This window comes from Thiohalomonas denitrificans (assembly GCF_016841685.1).
In the GTDB taxonomy this organism is placed as follows: domain Bacteria; phylum Pseudomonadota; class Gammaproteobacteria; order Thiohalomonadales; family Thiohalomonadaceae; genus Thiohalomonas; species Thiohalomonas denitrificans_A.
The window spans coordinates 1-1427 of record NZ_JAENYR010000066.1 but is presented as its reverse complement, the minus strand read 5'-3'; the positions used below and the strand labels follow the sequence as shown (position 1 = coordinate 1427).

Here is a 1427-nt window from a genome sequence, read left to right as displayed (position 1 = left end):
CTTTCCTCTTTCCTCTTTCCTCTTTCCTCTTTCCTCTTTCCTCTTTCCTCTTTCCGCTTTCCTCTTTCCTCTTTTCTCTTTCCCCTTTTCTATAAAGCAAAAAAAAACGGGGCCGCGAGGCCCCGTTCTTTTTACTACCGGAACGCTTCGACTTAGAAGCCTACGCGCATACCGGCGGTGAGGACGTTCACGTCGGTATTGTCAGCATCGGTGTCGTTCATGCGATAACCCGCATGAGCACTGACCGCCTTGTTGAAGGCGTGCTTGACGCCGAGAGCCACGTAGTCCTCGTCAATCTCGTCAACGCTGTCGTCACTGAAGGTTCCTGCGGAGAGCGAGAAGGTGTTGGCACCCATCGCCATGGAACCGGTCAGGTAGAGGTGATCGCCGTTAGTGAGTCCCTCATCCAGGGTCTCGTACTGACCGGCAACGGTGAACACGCCGGTGGAGTACTTAACGCCAGCTTTCACTGCGGTCTCGTCCTCACCACCATTATCCTGGTAGGCCAGAGCCAGCTCGACCGGACCGATCGGGGCGTTCAGGGAGGCGGAGATGGCGTGATCACCATCGGTTTCACCGTCGGGGGTCGGTTCGCCAGCGACGTCGAGCGGACCACCCTCGTCGTCGGACTCGTCAACCGCAACGCCGGCAACGAACTTGACGGCACCGAAGGTGTTGGCATAGGCGATAGTGTTTGAAAGGTAGCCGTTATGCAGGGTGCTCATGCCGCTGCTGCCGCGAGCCTGCAGCGAGGTGGCCAAGAACGGATCCCAACCGACCGTGGAGGCCTTGTAGGGGGAGTTCATGGTACCGATCAGGACGGTGCCGAAGCCACCGGCAAGACCGATGTACGCATCACGACCCTCGAAGTCCCGGGCGCCGTGGTCAGCCGGCCACAGGTTGAAGCCCGCCTTGGCGATACCCTTCAGACCGTTGCCCAGGTCCTGGGAGCCGGCGACGTTGATGGCGCTCGCGTTGCCGGAGTTGGCGGAGGCACCTTCCATGCCGTCGACCACCTGGATGCCCTCGAGACCGCCGGCAGCAGCGACACCGTCGCCGTCAACATTCACGACTTCAGCCTGAAGCTTGCCGGAGATGGTCAGTTCTGCGTGGGCCGCCAGCGGCGCAGCCATGGCACCGGCGATAGCCAGAGCAATCAGCTTTTTGTTCATTTATGGATCTCCCAAGTAGTTGTTGGTTGTGCGATTAATTAATCGGGCTTACTCCGAAGCCAACCTAACGATAGACCACAGCGGAACCTGAATGCAACACCTTTTTGCGAAAAAAACATCAGGCGTTGTCTTTTTGCCACAAGGGGGAAAACTGTCTTTTCATCATGCAGTTGGCACAACAAGGGCAAGGGATGAGTGGCGAGTGGCGAGTGGTGAGTGGTGAGTGGTGAGTGGTGAGTGGTGAGTGGTGAGTGG

Annotated in this window: 1 protein-coding gene; it reads right to left on the bottom strand. The window is 58.1% G+C overall.

Annotated features, from left to right (window positions below; genetic code table 11):
- Positions 1 to 152: 152 nt before the first annotated feature.
- Positions 153 to 1172, bottom strand: a complete 1020-nt coding sequence (locus Q7L05_RS13205; protein ID WP_303907479.1) for a porin — start codon at positions 1170 to 1172, stop codon at positions 153 to 155.
- Between the last annotated feature and the right edge of the window lie 255 nt (positions 1173 to 1427).